Below are 13,256 nucleotides of genomic sequence, written 5' to 3'. Positions count from 1 at the left end.
CCCTTACCAGGACAACTGCACCTGCAGTACATCGCTGTAGGTCCCCGGCGGCTGATTCCCCGGTAAAACCACCCTGCCGTAGATCGGCAGACTGATGTTGTTCGCATTGCCGTAGACAATATTCACGCTCTGGCTGATCCCCAGCGCCTGGCTCAAGCCAGCGTCGCTGAACAACTGATAAGCCACCTGGGCCGTGCCACTGTTGAGCTTGAGGTGACGGCCGCTGCTGTTATTTTGTCCACCATCCACGCTCATACTCAGGCTCACCCCTGGCGTACACTGCAATTGCACGCCACCGGTCAGCGAGATAGACACCGCACCGGTCGACAACGCCGAATAGCTGCCGTAGTTCAGGTTGCCGTAGTGGGAGCCCCCGCCCACCACCAGGCAACCGGCGATAATGCTGGCGCTGACCTGCAAACTCGCACTGGTGACCGCTGCCAGCGGCAACGACAGGCTACTCGCGCAGGCCAGTAGTACGAGCGCGCATCCACGGCGAACCACCGCACTCAGAAGCTCAACTGCACGGAAATGGTGTCGGTGTAGGTTCCCGCCGGCAGCCCGGCTTTACCCACCGCCCTGCCCCAGATATTGATGGTCTGGGCATCGCCAGTACTGGACGCCAGGTTGATCACGCCATTGCTCGCCAGAAGGTCGTTGTATCCAGAATCGGTGTAAAGATCATAAGGCACGAAATTGGCGACCCCGTCGTACAGGGCTCGGGTTCCACCGCTGGACTGCCCGTCATGCAAACCGCTCTGGATAGTCACAGTGGGCGTGGTCCCGGACGAGCACTGGATCGACACCGCGCCACCGCCGTCGGCCACCAGTTGCGTGCCAATATTGGTGAACAGACTGGTCGTGGTACCGAAATTCAGCGTACCAAAATTCAGGTTGGCGGAACCGGCCCCACCATTGACCAAGCAACTGCTGGTCAGGATCAGGGTAGAACTGATCTGCCCCGTGACAGTGGTCGCGGCATGGGCAGCGCCTGCCACTGTCAGGCCAAACGCGGATAAAACGAAACGTGAAACAAGTTGCCGCATGATGCTCATCCTCTATTGAGTTACCAGTCCAACGTGACCGTCAGCGTGTCGCGGTAAGTGCCCGCCGACAATGTGTTGATATTCGCCACCATCGCGCCGTAGACCGGAATCGGCTTCCAGGCTCCACCGTCGACGGCGAAATTGCGTTGTTGTCCGATGCGGTAGCTGTCGATGCCGGCAGCATCGACCGTGAGTCGGTAAGGGATCGTCTGGCGTCCGTTGCTCAGGCGTCGGATGGTGCCGTCACCGTTGACCCCTCCGTCGATGGTCACGGTGAAACCGCTGACCGAGCTATTGCAGGCGACTTGCAGAGCCTCGTCGTCACTTCGGATATGGGCATTGAGTGGGCGAGCCCAGATTGGACCCGGACTACCGAAATCCAGTCGGCCGAGGTGGCTGGGCCTGTTCGTTCCGGCCACGTTCACCTCACAGGCAGGAGAAATGACCAGCCGAGCCTGGATAGTCCCAATCATCATCGCATCGGCGGCGTCCGCCAGAAAAAACAGGAGCCCTAGCACTAGCGCCGGGCGTTTGAGGTGTTTCATATGTCGATCCTACTTCCATGAGGATAAAGCCGATTGACCAGCCAATCGGCGGCGGCATTCCTTTTCCTACCTGGCTCCGCTCGACGGAGATTGCCTGCCAACGCCCAGGGTAGGCCGCATCTCTACTCGCAGTCGCAGGACCAAGGCAGGACGCCGTACAGTGTGCCCACAACGACCGAAACCAGAGATCGATTCTCAACGATGACTTGCGACAGGTTAGCAGTGAAGGACAAAGCTGTCAGTCAATTCAAAAATAAAATTGTCTTTTTTTGGTAATTTTCTTTGTAAAAGCCATAAATAGCACTATAAAAAACCTCAAAAAAACTATACAAGCATTATAACTACGTACACATTTGATGAGATTCATACAATCACCCCGAGCATTAAAAATAGCTTAAAAACAAGCATTGCCGGCCATATGCCTTCATTGTGTTTATATCCGAGCCCACACATGGCGACCGAAACCGCCTGACCACCTTCTTCGACGATTGCCGATTGCTACATCTTGTATGGTTAAATCAGCACGACCGTTGGCAAACTAACCTCGCGTCATCTGCGGCACATACTTGTGAGGACGTCATGTCCCAGACGTTCAGGACTTTCACCTAAGGGGATCTTCTCCGTTGGCCGCTCTCCCTCCTCATCGCCCTGGCGAGAAATCCCGCTGGCTGGCCCTGCGCCGTTTTTTCGGCAAGGCCCTCTCCGACGAGGCTGGCGCGGTAGCACCGCATCATGAGGTGCAGGCGTATTTCCAAAACAAGGCCAACCATCAGGGCTATACCCTGAGCCACAGCCAGCAGCAGGTCATCGAACGCATGGCGCAGCAGGCCACGTCGCTGTTGCGGGCCTCGCCTCGCCAGCGCAGTCTGTACCTGCATGGTGCCGTCGGCCGCGGCAAAAGCTGGCTGCTGGACGGCTTTTTCCAGGCCGTGCCGATTGCCGAGAAACAGCGCCTGCGTTTCCATGACTTCTTCGCCCACCTGCACCAGGGCATGTTCACCCATCGCCAGGCGCCGGATGCTCTCGGTGCCACCCTCGACGACCGACTCGAGGGCTGTCGGCTGCTGTGCTTCGACGAATTCCATGTCCATGACATCGGCGATGCCATGCTGCTTACCCGGTTGTTCAAGGCCTTGTTCCAGCGTGGTGTGTTGTTGGTGGTGACCTCCAACTACCCACCCCAGGGCCTGCTGCCCAATCCGCTCTATCATGCCCGATTCAAGCCGGTGATCGACCTGATCACCGCCCGAATGGACATCATGGAAGTCGGTGGCCCCCGCGACTATCGCAACCAATCGCCCAGTCATACCCAACAGCAATTCACCCATGGCCAGTACATCTGGCCTGGCAGCCTCGAACAACGTCACGCCCTGCAATTGCCGGAGCGCCGAGCCGCAGCCAGCGCCCTGACCGTGGGTACACGCCAGCTAACGGTGCGCCAGAACCATGATCGCCGCGTACGCTTCGAATTCGCCGATCTGTGCGAAGCACCCACGGCGGTGATGGACTACCTGGAGCTGTGCCGGCGTTTCGACACCTGGATCATCGACGAACTACCCTGCCTGGAAAATTGCTCGATCGCCGCCCAGCAGCGCTTTATCAACCTGATCGACGTCCTCTACGATCAGGACAAGCGCCTCTTGCTGATCGGCGCGCGCTCACTGTGCGACAGCCTCGGCGGCCATGCCATTGACCTGGCACGCACCCGTAGCCGCCTGAGTCAACTGGTCGAGATCGGGCCGGGCGCGTCTGGGTGATACGACAAGCCAGCGCGCAGCGCCGCAACCCGACAACATTGCTATCATGGCGATGCTTTTTTCGATGATCGTGACGAGTACTCAAGCCTGCTTATGCATACCCTCGCCCAACTGCGCGCCGGCCAACTGACCGGTATCAAGCGCCTCGACCTGTCCTGCGGGCTGACCGAGTTTCCCCGGGAAATCTTCCAGTTGGCCGACTCCCTGGAAATTCTCAACCTGAGCGGTAATCGGTTGAGCTGCCTGCCGGACGACCTCTATCGCCTGCCGCATCTGCGCATTCTGTTCTGTTCCGACAACCTGTTCAGCGAATTGCCCGTCTGTCTTGGCCAATGCGTCCAGCTAAGCATGGTCGCCTTCAAGGCCAATCGCATCGAACACGTGTCGGCGGCGGCATTACCGCCACTGTTGCGCTGGCTGATCCTGACCGACAACCGCATCGGCGAACTGCCCGATGAGCTGGGCCGCCGCCCGTTGCTGCAAAAACTCATGCTGGCGGGCAATCGCCTGCGGCAACTGCCGACGACCTTGGCCCATTGCCACAGGCTCGAACTGATCCGCATCGCCGCCAACCAGTTGAGCGAATTGCCGCAGTGGCTACTGACCTTGCCCAGCCTGGCCTGGATCGCCTATGCCGGTAATCCGCGACTCGATCACACCGGCGAGGTACTGGCCACTGATACCACGCCAAATATCGACTGGGCACGCTTGCAACTTGGGCAACGGCTGGGCGAAGGCGCTTCGGGGGTGATCAGCCAGGCCCTATGGGTCCAACCTTCGGCACCGGCCAAGGCGGTGGCGGTCAAGGTGTACAAGGGCAGCATGACCAGCGACGGCTCGCCACTCAATGAAATGAATGCTTGCATCGCAGCCGGGCCGCACCCGAACCTGATCCGGGTCGAGGGTCGTATCGTCGATCATCCAGACAACCTGTCGGGGCTGGTCATGGAACTGATCGATCCACGATTCACCAACCTCGCCGCGCTGCCCAGCCTCGACTCGTGCAGCCGCGATGTCTATTGCCACGATACCCGCTTTAGCGCCGGGCAGGTCCGACGCATGGCTCGCGGGATCGCCTCGGTCGGCGCGCACCTGCACCGCCTGGGCCTCTGTCATGGCGACCTATACGGGCACAATATCCTCTACAACGCCGACGGCGATTGCCTGTTGGGAGATTTTGGCGCGGCCTCGTTTCATTCGCCGACGGACAGCCCGCAAACCCACGCCCTGCAACGGATCGAGGTGCGGGCGTTCGGGATTTTGCTGGGGGAGTTATTGGAACGGATCGATGGCAATATCGATCCGCGCCTGCTGGAAGCGCTCCAGGCCTTGCAACTGCGCTGCATCCAGCCGCAGGTGCTGGCACGTCCGGGATTCGAGGCGATCTGCGCTGAACTGGCCTGAAACGATCAAGCCCCTCGCCACAGGATCAGCCCACCAGACCGACGAACATGTCCTGCACGTCGTCATGATTGTCCAGGCCTTCAAGGAAGGCTTCGACTTCCGCCATCTGCTCGTCGCTCAAGCCGCTGACCGGGTTCTTCGGTTGGTAGCCCAGCTTGGCGGACAAGACGGTGAAACCTTGTTCCGGCAAGGCTTTCTGTACGGCATCGAGGTCGGTCGGCTCGGTGATGAACAGGGTCGCGCCCTCTTCGCCTGGCTCGAAATCCTGCGCGCCGGCTTCGATGGCGGCCATTTCCGGGTCCGCGTCAGGGCGCTGCGGCGAGGCCTCGATCAGGCCGACATGGTTGAAGTCCCAGGCCACCGAACCCGAGGCTCCCAGTTGCCCCTTGCGGAAGGCCACGCGGATTTCCGCCACGGTACGGTTGACGTTGTCGGTGACACATTCGACGATCAGCGGCACTTGATGCGGAGCGAACCCTTCGTAGGTCACGCGGTGGTACTGCACGGTCTCACCCAGTTGACCCGAGCCTTTTTTGATCGCACGTTCCAGCGTATCACGGGGCATCGAGGCTTTTTTTGCCTGCTCGACCACCAGGCGCAGGTGCGCATTGGTGGTGAGGTCCGCACCATTGCGCGCAGCGATAGTGATTTCCTTGACCAGCTTGCCAAACAGCTTGCCCTTGGCGTTGGCTGCGGCCTCTTTGTGTTTAACCTTCCACTGTGCGCCCATTACTCACTCTCTCGATCAGTGGCGTCGTGACATTTATTGGCCGACGCTTTGCGCGCAGTTTATACGGCAAAAAGTGACTGATCGACCAAAACCTGATAATCGCTACGACTCTGCTCAGATCATCGTAGGCAATTTCCCAAAAGCTGTTTTGCTCTGTCCAGGCGCCCGCGCCGTTTCGTACCCTCTGCCGCAAAATCCCCTATAAGAAGAGATGCAATGGCTCAGGACAAGGAACGACTGTTCTCACTGGCGATCTTCCCCTTCGCAACGCCTTTTCAGGTCATTCACTTCAATGGGCGTGAGGCCCTGAACCGGCCCTATCGCTTTGAAATCGAACTGCTGGGCGAGGACCCAGAACTGGATCTGCACGCGCTGCAGCAGCAACCGGCTTTCCTCAGCTTCGGGCAGGCGCAAGAAGGCGCCCATGGGCTGATCCATCAAATCAGCAGCCGCTACCTCAACCCGGATTTGTGTCACTACCGGCTGGTGCTGGGCCCGCGCCTGCAGCTTCTGGAACGCAATACCAGGCGCCGGGTGTTCTATAACCTGAGCGTCCCCGACATTCTCCGGCAGTTGCTCGAGAGCCATGGCCTGAGCGCTGCCGACTATCGCTTCGAACTCGACCAGGGCACTTACCCACCGCGCCCACAGTGCCAGCAGCACGATCAGGACGACCTGCAGTGGTTGAACCGGCTCTGTGAGGAGGAAGGCATCCACTATCACTTCGAACACAGCCCCGGCCAGCACGTCGTGGTATTCGCCGAAGATCCCCAGGCCTTTCGCGAGCGCCCCGGCGCCGTCCCCTACTGTGAAACGCTGCCTGCCCATGGCAAGCCAGTGATCAGCCGACTCCACGAACGTCACGCGATGCTCGCCCATCCCGACAACCATCGCACGCCCGTGATCGCTTATCCGCCCTGGTCGGAGCAACCCTGGAGCACAGCGCCAGAGCATGACGGCGCCGCCAATCAGGCGGCGGCCTATGGTCTGTACTCGGCGATTGCCGATCCGCAGCAACGCCATGCGCAACAGCGCAGCCGACGCACCCTGGAGCGGCTGCGCTGTGAGGGCCGGCAGGTTCAGGGCAGCAGCAACCTGGGGCAATTGCACTGCGGTGATGTACGCCGTCTGAGCGGTCACCCGCGCCCGACACTCAACGACCAGTGGTTGATCATCGAAGTCCAGCACTGGGGCGAGCAACGATGGCGGGGCGAGGCACTTGGGCGACTCACCGACGAATACGGGCAAGTCCCCTTGTCCGATGAGCACTTCGAGACCCAGGGTTACGGCAATCACTTCACGGCGATGCCCTGGGCCACACCGTTTCGCCCGGCCTTGCGCCAGGTACGCGCGCGGTGGCAGGGCTATCAGGTCGGCACCGTGCTTGGTCCGCCGGGACAATCGATACAGGCGGATGCCCAAGGGCGACTGCCGATCCAATTGCAAGATGCCTTGCACTCGGCGACCCACCTTCCCGGCTGCTGGATTCCCGTGGGCATTGCCGAAGGAAAAGCGCTGCCCGTGGGTAGTCAGGTGCTGGTCGATTGTGTCGACCATGACCCGGACCAACTGGTGATCTGCGGCTTTCTGGCCGGCAGGGACAGCGATATCCCAGCCGATGCCATGCCTGCGGATCAGCAGCCAACGCTTCAACCCGGCTCATGCAATCCCGCGGCGCGGCACCCTGCCACGGCGTCGGACGACCCCGCTGCACCGGGAGAAATCTACCTCTACGAACAACCACAGAACCCTGGCCGCTGCCTATGCGACAGTCTCTGGTACATCGTGCGCATGCCACGACCGGACCTCAAGGCACTGACGCGCATGGGCCGCGATGACATCCTGCTCGAAGGCCGCAGCGATAGCCGAGGCGTCGCCGCGCTGAGTCCAGACCAGAAACATCGGCTGGCGCTGGAGCTCAGCCATACCCCGGAACAGCTCTGGTTGCTCTATCCCGGGCAGTGCGTGGCCCTGCACGACTACCTGAGGCAACACTGGAGTCTCGCTCAACACCTGGCCCTTCTCCAGGCAAGCTCGAACAACAGCCCCGATACCTGCCGTGATGAACTGAACAGCGTCTATGAATGGTTGATTAAGCCGATAGGGCCGCACTGAACGTCACGGTGCTGTCGGTAGCCGATCATGTGCCGGTCGCGCAAGTCATCGGCGATGATTGGCACGGCAGAGATCCGAGAAGCATGGCTGACCTCCAGGGACAGTGCGATCCCTGCCCCTGAGGCCAGCCGCCTGAAAGTCAGGCCTTCTTGTGCTGTTCGACCCACTGGGCATAGGCATCGATAAAGGTCTGCAGGAACGCGGCGCTCCGCTCCGCCAGCTTGCCTGACTCATCGAAGGCGCTGCCTGCCCCACCAAAGTAGGCTTCCGGCTGCTGCATACACGGCACATCGAGGAACACCAGAGACTGGCGCAGGTGATGGTTGGCGCCAAAGCCACCGATAGCGCCTGGCGATACGCTGATCACCGCCCCCGGCTTACCGCTCCAGACACTTTTGCCATAGGGGCGGGAACCGACGTCAATGGCGTTCTTCAATACGCCAGGCACTGAACGATTGTATTCCGGAGTCACGAACAGCACCGCGTCGGCACCGGCGATCTGCTGGCGGAACGTCGTATAAGCTGCCGGCGGCACATCCTCGATATCTTCGTTATAGAGCGGCAATTCACCGAGCTCGACAATCTTCAATTGGAGATTGGCCGGTGCCTGATCGATCAAAGCCTGCGCGACCTTGCGGTTGAACGATTGTTTTCTCAAGCTGCCGACTAGGACAGCGACGGTATGGACATTGCTCATGGACATTCCTGATAGTCGGGATAAAGACGCCCCAGTATAGATGATCGAACGCCGTTATTCGAGAATCTTTCTCATCTCCAGCTCGGCATCGCCCTACACGACATTCAGAACCCGTAGGATGAGTGGACTATTTTTTCCACGCCGCAAAACTTCCCTCACCAAACAGGGGTCTACTGGGCGGTAAATCGAGCGTTCACTTCCAGAGGTTCTAAACAGATGGCCGCAGTACTCGTCGGACAATTTCATGCCAGGGACGCGGAAGGCCGTGTCTATTCCGTGCATGAGTTCAAGGAATCGATGCCTTCCGTTGACGGTTTGGCTGGCACGGAACCGGTCATCACCTACAAGCTCGCCATTGGCGATCGTGTCAACAAACTCGACGATCAGGAATTCCTGCTGGTGCAGTCGGGGATCACCATCATCCGCGAACCCGCGAGGGCCGTAGTCGATTCATAACTCATGGCTATCAGCCATTGCGCGAACTGCAGTCTTGCGAGCCAACTTGAGTTAGGATCAGTCCACTGACCTCCTCTGTGCTGGACATGGACTTCAAGCATGCGTTTACGCCATATCGAAGTAATCCAGGCCATCGTGCAGACCGGCAATCTCGGCACCGCCGCTGAGTTGCTACAACTGCCGGCCCCCACGCTCAGTGCAACCTTGCAGGAAGCCGAGCAGCAACTGGGCTTTCTGTTGTTCGCCACCGTGCGCGGGAGAATGCAGGCAACGCACGAAACCCGCGAGTTGCAACCGCTAATCAGTCGCTTATACCGGGAACTGGAGCCATTGCGGCGCCTGGCCGGCGATCTGCGCCAGCATCAGGCCCCGCCCCTAAGGGTGATCTGTACCCCGCCGCTAGCCCAACAACTGCTCCCGCAAAGCGTCGCGGCGCTGCGTCGACGCTTTCGCGAAACGCCCTGCACACTCTCGAGCCAGCACACCCGCGACATCGCCCGTGGCCTGCTGCTACGCGAAATCGAGCTGGGCCTGAGCCTGCACGACCCCGAACATCCGCAGATTCAATGTGAGGCACTGACCCAGGGCAAGCTGCAATTGCTAGCCCCTCACGGCTGGCTGCAACCCCGACAAAAATACATTTCCCTACAAGACCTGGCGGGACAATCGATGGTCGGCCTGGAGGAACAGGACACCCTCAGTCTGCTGCTCGATAGCAAGCTGCAGGCCTTACGTCCGCAGCCGGTTGTGCAGACGCGGGTGCAAACCTACCAGATGATGCGCAGCATGGTCGAAGCCGGGGAAGGCCTGGCGATCGTCGACCCGTTCACAGCCGTAGGGGCCAGAGCCAGCGGTCTGGATGTCTGCCCGCTGTCACCGGCCATCCCCATCACCCTGTATGCCCTGGTCTTGAAGGAGCACGAGCCTTCAGCCGCGCAGAAGGCTTTGTTGGAGATCGTCGGCGAAAAAGCCGAAGCAATGTTGGCACCGACCTGATCCGTGGATTCATTGACTAATAGAACTCACCACACAGGTCACTAGAACAACAGATACCAGAACAGCGCCACCTCGCAAGTCTGGGCATCAATTGCGCGATAGCGTAGGTGATCCATTCCGCCCAGCACATAACCGCAACGCTCGTAGAGCCGGCACGCCCCCAGATTGTTGTTCTGGGTTTCCAGCATGACGCCCGGCAGGTTTTTCTTATGGCTCCAGAACCGCACCACATCCAGCAGCGATTTGGCCACGCCATGGCGGCGCGCCTGCGCATCGACCGCCAATTCGTCAACATGGGCGAAGCCGTTCCAGTTGGTACTGACCACCACATGCCCGACTGCCCGGCTATCCAGATAGGCCATGAAAATCGCACTGTCCGTCGCCCCTCGATAGCTGGCGAACTCCTCGGGATCGATCCCATAGCACTTGCGATACGGCGTCACCGCGACCAATGGCCATTGGTCGACCCTGCGGTTTATCTCGGCCCGGCCATAGGCCTTGACTTCGAAACTAAAATCGCTACCCCAGATGTACTCGGAGAAGCCCTCGTCGGCCACCCGGACCGAGACCTCAGGGTCTTTCGGGTTCATGACTAAATGCATAGGGCGAACTGTCCTTAATCCTTGATGCAATCGACGGTATAGCAACGGCCATGACCGTCGTCTTCATGTTGCAGGCCGTGCACGTCCGCGACGAAGCCGGGAAAGCCGCTGTTGAAGGTCCGGGCGAAGGCCAGGTAGTCAATAATCGAGCGGGTTGCTTCGGTGAAACGCTCACCGGGCATGATCAGCGGAATGCCCGGTGGGTAAGGTACCAGCATGACGGCTGCGATCCGACCTTGCAGTGCATCAATCGATACGGCCTCGACCTCGCCACGGACCAGACGGTCATAGGCATCGGCCGGTTTCATGACCACTTCCGGCAGCACCGTGTACATGCGCTTGAGATGTTTGGCCGTCGCATTACTGCGATAACAGCCGTGCAGTTGATCACACAGATCGCGCAACCCCATCCCCTGATAACGCTGCGGCCCCTGTTTCGCGACGGACGGTAAGCAACTGGTCAGGCTGATATTGGCGTCGTAGTTGCGCTTGAACTCCAGCAGCTCGGTCAACAGGGTGCTCCATTTGCCCTTGGTTATCCCCATGGAGAACAGCACGAGGAACGAGTAGAGGCCGGTTTTTTCCACCACCAAACCGCGCTCCCAGAGAAACTTGCTGACCACCGCCGCCGGAATCCCGCGTTCGCTCAACGCACCGCCCGCCGTCAGGCCCGGCATCACCAGGGTGACCTTGATCGGATCCAGCAGGACATAGTCCTCGGCGACGTCGCCAAAGCCATGCCAATCGGCCTGTGGCTCCAGCAGCCAGTCTGCCGTCTCGATCCGATCGATGCCCTCCGCCCGCGGGGCCTGCCAGATGGTGAACCACCAGTCATCGGCAGCAATATTCTGCCTCAGATTAGCCAAGGCACGGCGAAAGCTCAGGGCCTCATCGAACATTTCCTGCAGCAGCGAGCGTCCCGCCGGGCCTTCCATCATCGCCGAGGCGACGTCCAGGGAGGCGATGATGCTGTACTGCGGCGACGTGGAGATATGCATCATAAACGCTTCGTTGAAACGGTCGCGATCTAACTGTCGCGCACCGCCGTCCTGCACATGGATCATCGAGGCCTGGCTGAAGGCCGCCAGCAGTTTGTGGGTCGAATGGGTGGTAAAGACCAGTGGGCTGTCCGGGGCTCGCGAGGTGCCCATGCCATAGCGCCCGGCGAAGAACTCATGAAAGGCCGCATAGGCATACCAGGCCTCGTCGAAATGCAGCACCTCGACACTGTTGCCCAAGCGCTGCTTGATCAGTTCGGCGTTGTAGCACAGGCCGTCATAGGTCGAGTTGGTGATCACCGCCAGCTTGACCTTCGGCGTGCGTCCCTGAGTCAGCGGGCTGGCATCGATCTTCGCCTGGATCGACTCCCGGCTGAATTCGCTCAGGGGAATCGGGCCGATAATCCCCAGTTCGTTGCGCTCCGGGCACAGGTATAGCGGGATGGCGCCAGTCATGATGATCGCATGTAACACCGACTTGTGACAGTTGCGATCCACCAGCACCAGATCGTCACGACCGACCATCGAATGCCAGACGATCTTGTTCGCGGTCGAAGTACCGTTGATTACGAAGAACGTGTGGTCGGCACCGAAGTTACGTGCCGCTCGCGCCTCGGCTTCGGCCAGCGGGCCGGTGTGATCCAGCAACGACCCCAGCTCCGGTACGGACACCGACAGGTCGGAACGCAGGGTGTTTTCCCCGAAAAACTGATGGAACGCCTGCCCCACCGGACTCTTGCGATAGGCCACGCCACCGCCATGACCCGGTGTGTGCCAGGAGTAGTTCGAGTCGGCGGTATGCTGCACCAGGGCACGAAAAAAGGGCGGCAACAGGCCATCCAGGTAATTGCGTGCCGCCCTGGCCACCTGCCGCGCCAGGAACGGCACGGTGTCCTCAAACAGATAAAGGATGCCACGCAGTTGATTGAGTTCGCTCATGGCATCGGCGGGTGCGTTTTCCAGGGTGACCTGCTCGCCCAGGGCGAAGATCGGCAAATCCGGCGCCCGGACCCGCGCCAGGCGAATCAGCTCGACCATGTTCTGCAGCAAGTGGGTATTCTCCCCGGCCCCCTCGGCTGCAATCAACATACAGGCCAGGCCATGGTGAGTCGAAGCGACCAGGCGGCCCTCGGCATAGTCGACGGCACCAAAGACACTGAAGCCGTCCTGCTCCAGTTCTTTGGCGATTCCCCGTACCCGATCCCCGGCGACAGTGTCCGCCTTGATATCGCGGTGCACGATCAGGATCGGAAACTTCAAATCCTTGTACATGGGCATTTCAATCCTGAAGCGACAGAACCTTGTCCGCCAATTCCTTCAGGGTAGAAGCTGTTTGCCCTACATGTGAACTGAAGCGAGACCTCTTGTAACAAAAAACCGCTGAAAAAAACACTGGGTCTCTTGTCGTTTCACATGGGTAGCCAAGGGAAGGCGCATGCCATGGGAACCACGTTCTCATCGTTTCTCTTGAGCTTGTCGAATCGAGACGCCAAGGCCCGGTAGTGTTTCAACCAGGCGAAAGCGCTCTCGACCAAATACCGACTTCAATAAAGACCTCTGTCCAGGTCTCTATTTGGAAAGCTGTTTCGGAAGTGGTCCAAAAGTTTCACAACGAGTTAACGAGTATTCAATTCGGCTAAATCGAAGGTCCGGTAGATTGGGTAGTCAAAGTTTAATTGCATTGGTTGTATGTGTAAAAGTGAGTTCGGCGAGGGTGACTTTTTCAATGGACGGTAGATCCAGCCTCGGCACTTAGCGTGTTGCATCGTGTGGTATGCGCCCACTGTGGCCGTTAAAAATACGCATAAGGGGTAGTGTATTTTTGCCTTTATCTTAAAAGGTGATTTTTATCTTTCTTCGAGTAAGCGCCTGGCTAAAGGTCATTGCCGAACATTCCTAGCTATTTTTGG

The 13,256-nt window shown here is 59.3% G+C and carries 12 protein-coding genes and 1 pseudogene; 5 read left to right on the top strand and 8 right to left on the bottom strand.

The features are described 5' to 3' along the window. Positions 1-3: 3 nt before the first annotated feature. The 3 genes from AWM79_RS10250 to AWM79_RS10240 are packed head-to-tail and all read right to left on the bottom strand — an operon-like array spanning position 4 to position 1,591. Positions 4-504, bottom strand: a complete 501-nt coding sequence (locus tag AWM79_RS10250) for a Csu type fimbrial protein (protein WP_017131761.1) — start codon at positions 502-504, stop codon at positions 4-6. A 5-nt stretch (positions 505-509) separates the two neighbouring features. Next, positions 510-1,046: a Csu type fimbrial protein gene (locus tag AWM79_RS10245; RefSeq protein ID WP_017131760.1), complete on the bottom strand. Its 537-nt coding sequence runs from the start codon at positions 1,044-1,046 to the stop codon at positions 510-512. A gap of 20 nt (positions 1,047-1,066) precedes the next feature. Further along, on the bottom strand, positions 1,067-1,591 hold the full coding sequence (locus tag AWM79_RS10240) for a Csu type fimbrial protein (RefSeq protein ID WP_017131759.1): 525 nt from the start codon (positions 1,589-1,591) through the stop codon (positions 1,067-1,069). A gap of 623 nt (positions 1,592-2,214) precedes the next feature. Here AWM79_RS10240 and zapE point away from each other — a divergent pair. Continuing rightward, complete coding sequence (gene zapE / locus AWM79_RS10235; RefSeq protein ID WP_060782763.1) at positions 2,215-3,348, top strand: cell division protein ZapE; 1,134 nt, start codon at positions 2,215-2,217, stop codon at positions 3,346-3,348. 93 nt (positions 3,349-3,441) lie between these two features. Then, entirely contained in the window at positions 3,442-4,752 is a 1,311-nt protein-coding gene (locus AWM79_RS10230) for a leucine-rich repeat-containing protein kinase family protein (RefSeq protein ID WP_060782762.1), read from the top strand. A 25-nt stretch (positions 4,753-4,777) separates the two neighbouring features. Here AWM79_RS10230 and AWM79_RS10225 read toward each other — a convergent pair whose 3' ends face one another. Next, positions 4,778-5,482 (bottom strand): YebC/PmpR family DNA-binding transcriptional regulator, encoded by a 705-nt coding sequence (locus AWM79_RS10225; RefSeq protein WP_017131756.1) that lies wholly within the window; start codon positions 5,480-5,482, stop codon positions 4,778-4,780. A 216-nt stretch (positions 5,483-5,698) separates the two neighbouring features. Between AWM79_RS10225 and AWM79_RS10220 the strand changes: the two genes are divergently transcribed. After that, complete coding sequence (locus AWM79_RS10220; protein ID WP_017131755.1) at positions 5,699-7,597, top strand: type VI secretion system Vgr family protein; 1,899 nt, start codon at positions 5,699-5,701, stop codon at positions 7,595-7,597. 139 nt (positions 7,598-7,736) lie between these two features. Here the strand turns inward: AWM79_RS10220 and AWM79_RS10215 are convergent, their stop codons facing one another. After that, complete coding sequence (locus AWM79_RS10215; protein ID WP_017131754.1) at positions 7,737-8,294, bottom strand: NADPH-dependent FMN reductase; 558 nt, start codon at positions 8,292-8,294, stop codon at positions 7,737-7,739. A gap of 216 nt (positions 8,295-8,510) precedes the next feature. Between AWM79_RS10215 and AWM79_RS10210 the strand changes: the two genes are divergently transcribed. Both AWM79_RS10210 and AWM79_RS10205 read left to right on the top strand, forming a co-directional pair. Continuing rightward, positions 8,511-8,750: a hypothetical protein gene (locus AWM79_RS10210; RefSeq protein WP_017131753.1), complete on the top strand. Its 240-nt coding sequence runs from the start codon at positions 8,511-8,513 to the stop codon at positions 8,748-8,750. A gap of 99 nt (positions 8,751-8,849) precedes the next feature. Next, a complete protein-coding gene (locus tag AWM79_RS10205) occupies positions 8,850-9,746 on the top strand; it encodes a LysR substrate-binding domain-containing protein (protein ID WP_017131752.1) in 897 nt (298 codons plus the stop codon). Between the two features lie 41 nt (positions 9,747-9,787). On the opposite strand, the gene AWM79_RS10200 is transcribed toward AWM79_RS10205, so the two are convergent. The 3 genes and pseudogenes from AWM79_RS10200 to AWM79_RS24295 form a co-directional block, all read right to left on the bottom strand. Further along, a complete protein-coding gene (locus tag AWM79_RS10200) occupies positions 9,788-10,348 on the bottom strand; it encodes a GNAT family N-acetyltransferase (RefSeq protein ID WP_039792495.1) in 561 nt (186 codons plus the stop codon). A gap of 14 nt (positions 10,349-10,362) precedes the next feature. Next, on the bottom strand, positions 10,363-12,618 hold the full coding sequence (locus AWM79_RS10195) for an Orn/Lys/Arg family decarboxylase (RefSeq protein ID WP_060782761.1): 2,256 nt from the start codon (positions 12,616-12,618) through the stop codon (positions 10,363-10,365). Between the two features lie 137 nt (positions 12,619-12,755). Beyond that, a pseudogene (locus AWM79_RS24295) lies at positions 12,756-12,935 on the bottom strand (IS5/IS1182 family transposase); the annotation flags it as partial. Between the last annotated feature and the right edge of the window lie 321 nt (positions 12,936-13,256).

The sequence above is a fragment of the Pseudomonas agarici genome, from assembly GCF_001543125.1.
In the GTDB taxonomy this organism is placed as follows: Bacteria; Pseudomonadota; Gammaproteobacteria; order Pseudomonadales; family Pseudomonadaceae; genus Aquipseudomonas; species Aquipseudomonas agarici.
This window is presented reverse-complemented; position numbering and strand designations above follow the sequence as displayed.